This is a genomic window from Streptomyces sp. NPDC059142, assembly GCF_042755665.1.
Lineage (GTDB): Bacteria > Actinomycetota > Actinomycetes > Streptomycetales > Streptomycetaceae > Streptomyces.
Window position 1 is genome coordinate 21,027 of sequence record NZ_JBHZDA010000073.1, and the last position, 5,149, is coordinate 26,175.

Here is a 5,149-nt window from a genome sequence, read left to right on the forward strand (position 1 = left end):
CCGGGTCCCCGGCGGCTCGGGGGGGGGGCCCCCCCCGCCACCCCGCCCGGGGGCCGGGTCTGGGCGGGCTCCGGCCGCGCGGCGCGCCCGGGGCCCCCCCCCCCCCCCCGGGGGCCGGCGGTCGGGGGGGGGCACCGTGCTGTGCGGGGGCGGTCAGCAGCCGCCGCAGTTGTAGTACGTGACGTCCCAGTGGTTGCCCTCGTCCGCGTAGACGTTGCCGGAGCCGGACTTCCACTGCGGGGCGCCGTCGCCGCGCACCCCGATGTACGTGAAGGTGTTCTTGATGTAGTTGGTGACGCAGGTCGTCTTGCTGAAGTCGAGCTTGTAGCCGTTCCAGTGCGAGTACGTGCCGCTCGCGTGCCCGGTCTCCGTGCCTCCGGTGATGGTGAGGGCGCAGCCCGTGGCGCTCTTCAGCGTCTGCGCTCCCTTGGCGGTGTCCAGGTTGAGCTGGTCGAACGAGGTGCAGGTCGCGACGTTCCGGTTGGAGCAGCCGCCGCTGGAGACCCAGGCGATGCCGGACGAGTTGAACATCGAGGACGCGGTCGCGTGCGTGATCTTCGTGGCCGCCTGGGCGTCGGTGGCGGAGCCGAACACCCCGAAGCCGGGGGCGAGGAAGGCGCCCAGGACCAGGGCGAGCGCGGTGAGGACGGAGCGGATTCTCATGGGGGGAATGCCTCCTGCTGAAGACCGTGACGTCGTGGGGTAGGCGGTGCGGTGGAGCAGGGCGGTGCGGGGCTGATCCTGCCCGACATCTACGCGCGTCCGCCAGAGGATTCACATCGCCCGTTCGTGTGAATATCAAGATGTTGTTGAACACTGAACGAGATATGTTGAACCTTGAACGAGATAGGTCTAAAGTGGCACTCGTTGAAGGTTAAACAACCTCGTTCCACCCCCGTACCTGGAGGAATCATGGCTCTCTTCGGCCGCAAGAACGACAGCTCCGCCCCGACCGCCACCATCGAGGCGGACCCGGCGCTGGCCGCGCTCACCGGCGCGTACACCATCGACCCCGCGCACAGCACGATCAGCTTCACCGTGCGCCACGCCATGGTGACCAACGTGCGCGGCACCTTCACGGAGCACGAGGGCACGCTCCACCTGGACGGCGCCGACCCGGCGAACTCCACGGCGTCCATCGACGTCTCGATCGCCAGCATCGACACCGGCGCACCCGACCGCGACGGTCACCTCCGCAGCGCCGACTTCTTCGACTCCGAGACGTTCCCCGCGATGACCTTCCGCTCCACCGCCGCCGAGCGGATCGACGCGGAGACGTACCGCATCACCGGCGACCTGACCATCAAGGACGTCACCCGGCCGCTCTCCATCGACCTGGAGTTCCACGGCTCCGCCACCGACGTCTACGGCAACGAGCGCGTCGGCTTCGAGGGCAGCGCGACGATCCTGCGCTCCGACTGGGGTCTGACGTGGAACGCGGCGCTGGAGACCGGCGGTGTGATGGTCAGCGACAAGGTGAAGCTGGGCTTCGACATCTCCGCGATCAAGCAGGGCCCCGAGGCCGCCTGAGGCCACGGACGACCGGCGCGGACACGGGGCTCGGCGGGACGGGCCTACCGGGCCTCGCGGCCCTCGGAAGGCCTGCCGGGCCTCAGAAACCGCCTCCGCCGAAGTCGCCGCCGCCCCCGAAGTCCCCTCCGCCGCCGAAGCCACCGCCCCCGAAGTCGTCCGGGTTGAAGTCGGCGCCCGACTGGTCGCCGCCCTCGAAGCCCGATCCGTAGTCGCCGCCCGGATCGGCGGCGTAGGCGGGGCTCGCCATCATCGAGCCGAGCATCGTGCCCACCAGCAGGCCCGGCAGCAGCCCGCCGCCGAAGTAGCCGCCCGCCCACGGTCCGTACGCCGGGCCCGCGTCCCAGTACGGGCGCGGCCCCTGGTCGGTCTGGACCGTACGGGTCATCGGGTCCTCACCGTCGGCCAGCCGCGCCGCGTCCGCCGCGCAGACCGGCACCGTACGCCGCGCCCCGCCGGACGGGGACCACTGCGCGTCCGTGGTCGACGGGCCGTGACGCGGGTCGAAGAAGCAGGGCGAACGGCGCTCCGGCAGCGGGGCGCCCGCCCGGCGCGCGGCGAGCGTCGCCAGGGAGAAGCGCCCGTCCTCCAGCGTCCGGGTCACCCCGCTCACGTCGTCGGGGCGCCGGGCCGCGCCCATCAGCGACTTCGCCTGTTCGTAGGCGTCCAGCGAGTGCGCGTAGTCGCCGCGCATCGCGTCGTCGGCGCCCGGCTCCGAGGGGTGGAAGTCGAGCCGGTCCAGCTCCTCGCCGAACGCGGTGATGTCCTCGTCCACGACGACCCGCAGCTTGTCCAGGGCCGCCTGCTCGCGCTCCAGTTGCCTGCGGCGGTTCCTGCGGACCACGGCGTAGGCGCCCGCGCCGCCCACCACGACCACCGAGCCGAGCACGATCAGCCCGGCGGACGAGCTGCCCGCGCCGTCCCCGGAACCACCGCCCCAGGACTCCGGCGCCCGGCCCCGCGTCTGCGGGAGCGCCTGGTCCACGAAGTCGGAGAGCTGGGTGGCGGCGTCCACGGGGGCGCCGCCCGCCTTGACCCCCGCGACCAGGTTCGAGACGGCCTGCCGGGAGAGGACGGAGGGGTCGGCGCCCGCGTTGAACCCGCCGCCGAGGCGGATGGCGTACAGCCCCGTCACCCCCGTGCCGGTCCGTACGGTGCGCAGCACGCTCGCCGCGGGGAACTGCGCGGTGTCCGGCAGGACCGCCACGAAGAGCGGCTTGTCGGCGTCCTTGATCTTCTTCGCCAGGGCGTCGGCCTGCGCGACCGAGAGCTGGGCCCTGGCCGCCGGGTCCACATAGACCGGGCCCTTCTTCAGGGCGTCGGCCACGTCGGCGGGGCCCGTGGTGGCGGCCAGCGCGCCGGGCGCGGCACCGAAGGCGGCGGCCGACAGGGCGAGAAGCAGTCCGGACAGCAGGAAAATCAGCCTCGACCTCATACGTCGACGCTACCCGACGCGGGGCGATACCGGACGGGCGGCGAGGGACGGAGTGAGCGAGCACCGCGCGGGGCGGCTTCCACCCCGCGCACCACGCCCCGCCGCCCCGCCCCGTCCGCCTCGCCCGGACCACCCCGCGCCGCCCGGACCGCCTCGCCCGGTCCGCGCCGCCCGGACCGCCCCGCGCCGCCCGGTCCGCTACTCCGCCGGCTCGATCCCGGCGCGGAGCAGTCCGTACGTGTACGCGTCCTCCAGCGCCTGCCAGGAGGCGGCGATCACGTTCTCGCCGACGCCCACCGTCGACCACTCGCCCGTGCCGTCGCCCGTGGTGATCAGCACCCGGGTGGTGGACTCCGTACCGTGCCTGCCCTCCAGGATGCGGACCTTGTAGTCCACCAGCTCCAACTTGGCGAGCTGCGGATAGATCCGCTCAAGGCCCGCCCGCATGGCCCGGTCCAGCGCGTTGACGGGGCCGTTGCCCTCGGCGGTGGCGACGATGCGCTCGCCCTTGGCCCACAGCTTCACCGTCGCCTCGTTGGCGTGCGTGCCGTCGGGGCGGTCCTCGACGATCGCGCGCCAGGACTCCGTACGGAAGTACTGGCGCGGCCGGCCCTCCACCTCCGCGCGGAGCATCAGCTCGAAGGAGGCGTCGGCGGCCTCGTACGTGTACCCCTTCAGCTCCTGTTCCTTGACCCGGCCGACGACCCGGCCGACCAGGTCCCGGTCGCTGCCGAGGTCGATGCCCAGCTCCTTGCCCTTCAGCTCGACGGAGGCGCGGCCCGCCATGTCGGAGACGAGCATCCGCATGGTGTTGCCGACCCGCTCGGGGGCGATGTGCTGGTAGAGGTCGGGGTCGACCTTGATCGCGGAGGCGTGGAGCCCGCCCTTGTGCGCGAAGGCCGAGACGCCGACGTACGGCTGGTGGGTGGAGGGGGCGAGGTTGACGATCTCGGCGATGGCGTGCGAGATCCGGGTCATCTCGGCGAGCGAGCCCGCGGGCAGGACGCGCTGGTCGTACTTCAGCTCCAGCGCCGCGACGACCGGGAAGAGGTTGGCGTTGCCGACGCGCTCGCCGTAGCCGTTGGCTGTGCACTGGACATGGGTGGCGCCCGCGTCGACGGCGGCAAGGGTGTTGGCGACGGCGCAGCCGGTGTCGTCCTGGGCGTGGATGCCGAGGCGGGCGCCGGTGTCGGCGAGGACGGTGGCGACGACGGCCTGGATCTGTGCGGGCAGCATGCCGCCGTTGGTGTCGCAGAGGACGACCACGTCGGCGCCGGCCTCGGTGGCGGCGCGGACCACGGACTTGGCGTACTCGGGGTTGGCGCGGTAGCCGTCGAAGAAGTGCTCGCAGTCGACGAAGACGCGGCGGCCCTGTTCGCGCAGGTAGGAGACGGTGTCGCGGATCATCGCGACGTTCTCGTCGAGCGTGGTGCGCAGCGCCAGCTCGACATGGCGGTCGTGCGACTTGGCGACCAGGGTCACCACGGGGGCGCCGGACTCGACGAGGGCTCTGACCTGCGGGTCCTCGGAGGCCTTGGCTCCGGGGCGGCGGGTGGAGCCGAAGGCGACGAGCTGCGCGTGCCGGAACTCGATCTCCTGGCGGGCGCGCGCGAAGAACTCGGTGTCACGCGGGTTGGCGCCGGGCCAGCCGCCCTCGATGAAGCCCACGCCGAAGTCGTCCAGATACCGGGCGATGGCCAGCTTGTCGGCGACGGTCAGATTGATGCCCTCGCGCTGCGCACCGTCGCGCAGCGTCGTGTCGAAGACATGAAAACTGTCGTCGGCCGCCGTGGACTCTGTGGTCATGGTGTCCTGCTCCTGTCGAGTGGAAGGTCTGGCTCCACTTGCCTCCATCATCGCGTGCCGCTCGCTCCCGGCCGGGGTGGGGCCGGAAAACGAAAAAACCCCTCGCGGGTGCGAGAGGTCTGCGCGCGGGTCCGAGGCACGATGGCCGCGCCGTACGGGTTGGTACGGGGCGGTCACTGCGGACCGGCGCGCTTGCTGCCGATAATCATGGCGAACGAGAGCACGGGCCGATTTTCGCATGTCTCGCCCGTCCCGAAAGACCCGTCTCACGATACGAGCCGGAGCCAGGGCCTGTATGGGCCCGGGGGGGGAACGCGCGGGGTGTTTCGCAAGGGGGGGGGTGGGGCGCCGCGAGAGACACAACACGCCACCCGGCAC

At 72.1% G+C, this 5,149-nt stretch carries 4 protein-coding genes; 1 reads left to right on the plus strand and 3 read right to left on the minus strand.

What is annotated here, in order from left to right:
• Positions 1-153: 153 nt before the first annotated feature.
• On the minus strand, positions 154-663 hold the full coding sequence (locus ACFXPK_RS23625) for a hypothetical protein (RefSeq protein WP_384993042.1): 510 nt from the start codon (positions 661-663) through the stop codon (positions 154-156).
• Between the two features lie 249 nt (positions 664-912).
• Here ACFXPK_RS23625 and ACFXPK_RS23630 point away from each other — a divergent pair, with 249 nt between their 5' ends.
• The gene (locus tag ACFXPK_RS23630) at positions 913-1,530 is read left to right on the plus strand and encodes a YceI family protein (protein WP_384993044.1); all 618 of its coding nucleotides are present in this window, start codon (positions 913-915) and stop codon (positions 1,528-1,530) included.
• Positions 1,531-1,612: 82 nt separating this feature from the next.
• Here the strand turns inward: ACFXPK_RS23630 and ACFXPK_RS23635 are convergent, their stop codons facing one another.
• Positions 1,613-2,965 carry a hypothetical protein gene (locus ACFXPK_RS23635; RefSeq protein WP_385078346.1) on the minus strand — a complete coding sequence of 451 codons (1,353 nt, stop codon included), beginning with the start codon at positions 2,963-2,965 and terminating at the stop codon, positions 1,613-1,615.
• A gap of 198 nt (positions 2,966-3,163) precedes the next feature.
• The gene (cimA, locus tag ACFXPK_RS23640) at positions 3,164-4,771 is read right to left on the minus strand and encodes a citramalate synthase (protein ID WP_384993049.1); all 1,608 of its coding nucleotides are present in this window, start codon (positions 4,769-4,771) and stop codon (positions 3,164-3,166) included.
• Positions 4,772-5,149: the final 378 nt, after the last annotated feature.